Genomic DNA, 2,605 nt, shown 5'->3' with positions numbered 1-2,605 from the left:
GCTTGGCATTGGTGGTGTTGATGCCGATGCCGCGCGCGGCATCCTGGTCCTCGCGGATCGCCGCCCACGCCTTGCCGAGGATGGAGCGCTCGAGCCGCCAGACCACGGTGCCGACGATGAGCACGGTGATCAGCAGCAGCCAGAAGAAGTCGATCGGCCGGGCAATCTGTATGCCGAGGATCGACGCCTTGTCCAGCCGGGCAATGCCTTGCGGCCCTCCGGTCAGCCAGTCGAGATTGTTGATGATGATGCGGATGATCTCGCCGAAGCCAAGTGTGACGATGGCCAGATAGTCGCCGCGCAATCGCAACACCGGAATGCCGAGCAATATGCCGGTGACCGCACCCAGGCAGGCGGCGACGAGCAGGATGAGCAGGAACGGCATATGCAGGCCGAGCTGCGGGCTTGCCAGCAGCCCATAGCTGTAGGCGCCGACCGCGTAGAAGGCGACGAAGCCGAGATCCAGCAGCCCGGTATAGCCGATCACGATGTTCAGGCCGATGCCGAGCAGGATGTAGATCAGCAGGCTGTTGAGGACACGGACATGGTAGTTGGGCAGGAAGGGCGTGGCCATGATCAGCGCGATCGCGATGGCGAAGACGAGCCAGGAGATGGTCCGGTTCGCACGCGGCCGGGCCGCGGCGAGAGTGTCGGCGGCGGCCATCAGAATTCCCTCTTGTACACGATGCTTTCCTCGGAGACGGCCTCGCCGAGTATACCGGCAGGACGGACCAGAAGCACGAGTATGAGGATCGCAAAGGCGAGAACGTCGCGATACTCGGTGCCGAGCACGCCGTTTGTGACAATGGGCAGCAGCGCGGTTCCCCACACTTCGATAAAAGCCAGGATGAAGGCGCCGAGCATGGCGCCGGGGATTGAACCGATGCCGCCGAGGATGGCCGCGGTGAAGGCCTTCAGCCCGATGACGGCGCCCATGCTGGGCGACATGATGCCATAGTAACTGGAATAGAGGATGCCGCCGGCAGCGCCGAGAAGCGGCCCGACGAAGAACACCATGGAGATGGCGCCGTTGACGTTGATGCCAAGCAGCTGTGCGGTCGGTCGGCTTTCCGATACGGCGCGCACGATGATGCCGATACGGCTCCGGTTGACTAGGACATGCAGGCCGAACATCAGCACGAAGGCGGCGATCAGGATGCCGATCTGCATCAAGGTGATGGTGCCGCCCATCACCTGATATCGGACGACGGGGAAGAAGCTGGGAAAGGCGACTGGCTGTGGGCCGGCCAGGATCTGCACCCCGGTGACGAGCGACAATGAGACGCCGAGCGAGGACAGCATCGGCGCGAGCCGGGTGGAGCTTCTCAGCGGTTTGTAGGCGACCCTTTCGATGCCGACTCCAATGAGGCCGACGAGGAAGATCGCCACGAGAAAGGCCGCGGTAAGCGCCAGCGCGCCCGACATCCCGACATCGCCGACCAGCAGGCTGAGCGCCAGAAACGCTACATAGGCGCCGAGCATGAACATCTCGCCATGGGCGAAGTTGATCATGCGCAACACGCCGTAGACCATGGTGTAGCCGAGCGCGATCAGGGCGTAGATCGAGCCGATGGTCAGGGCATTTACCGTTTGTTGGATAAGATTTCCCAGCATGGGCCGGCGTCCTGTGCCTGCAACCCCATGGACCGGTCGAACCGGGAAGGGGAATGGTCGACGTGGCCGCCCGTACTTGCGGCAGGCACGCCCGTCAACAGGTGAAGGAGCCGCTTCGCGCGTAGCGATGCGGCTCCGGCGGTCTGGCTGCTATTTCGAACCGACGAGATGGAAGCCCGTTCCCTCCACCTTGTAGAGGTAGGATGGGGCGACTTTGAGTTCGCCGGTTTCGTCGAATTCCAGCTCGCCGACGACGGTCTTCGCCTTAACTGCATGCAATGCCGCGTTGAGGTCCTCACGCGTGAGGCCTTTCGTCGTTTTCAGCACCTGTTCCAAAATCTGGCCCTGTACATAGCCGTAGATCGAATACGGGCCGGCTTCCTCACCATATTTCGCCTTGTAGAGTTTGGCGAAATCGGCGATCTCGGGGGAGGCATCCATCGGCGGCACCTGGATCGCGACAAGCGTGCCCTGGACATTGGCTTCGCCGGCCTGTTTGATGAGGTCCGGCGTGTAGCCGCCGTCCGGCACCATTAGCACGGCGGCGATACCTTGCTCGTGCATCTGCTTGGCAAACAGCGCAAGCTGCGGCATGACGGCGCCGAGATAGATCGCATCGGGCTTCTTGGACTTGATCTGGGCCAGCACAGCGGTGAAGTCCACGTCGGATGGCGCCACGGCAATGGTATCGAGGACCTTGCCGCCGCCGGTTTCGAAGTTCTTGGCGAAGATTTCGGAAATGCCCTGGCCGAAGACCTGCTTGTCGTTGACGATCACGGCAGTCTTGGCGCCGAGCTTGCCCAGCGCATATTCGGCTGGCAACAATGCGCCGGCCAGATCGTTGGCCACCGGGCGCACCATGAACTTGTAGCCCTGCTTGGTGAGAGACGGATTGGAGCCGAAGGTCATGGTCGGCAGCGTGCAGTCTTCATAGATTGGCAGCGTCGACTGGGCGACGCCGGAATTGAAGTTCACCAGGCCAAGCACGACC

2 protein-coding genes and 1 pseudogene are annotated in these 2,605 nt (G+C 62.3%); all 3 read right to left on the bottom strand.

Annotated features, from left to right (window positions below):
- Window positions 1-664, bottom strand: a pseudogene (locus ENZ75_RS27980) (branched-chain amino acid ABC transporter permease); the annotation flags it as partial.
- A complete protein-coding gene (locus tag ENZ75_RS27975; protein ID WP_224620706.1) occupies window positions 664-1,614 on the bottom strand; it encodes a branched-chain amino acid ABC transporter permease in 951 nt (316 codons plus the stop codon). The pseudogene ENZ75_RS27980 and the gene ENZ75_RS27975, both read right to left, overlap by 1 nt.
- 150 nt (window positions 1,615-1,764) lie before the next feature.
- A partial coding sequence (locus ENZ75_RS27970; protein ID WP_128278477.1) for a branched-chain amino acid ABC transporter substrate-binding protein occupies window positions 1,765-2,605 on the bottom strand: 841 nt, incomplete at its 5' end.

The sequence above is a fragment of the Mesorhizobium sp. M7A.F.Ca.CA.002.04.1.1 genome (genome assembly GCF_004022805.1).
GTDB lineage: Bacteria > Pseudomonadota > Alphaproteobacteria > Rhizobiales > Rhizobiaceae > Mesorhizobium > Mesorhizobium ciceri.
The sequence above is the reverse complement of the archived record's forward strand: the minus strand, read 5'-3'. Positions and strand labels throughout refer to the sequence as shown.

Bases quoted from the DNA above. Each gene is read 5' to 3' on its own strand.
- ENZ75_RS27975 (WP_224620706.1), bottom strand. From the start codon at position 1,614: ATGCTGGGAAATCTTATCCAACAAACGGTAAATGCCCTGACCATCGGC.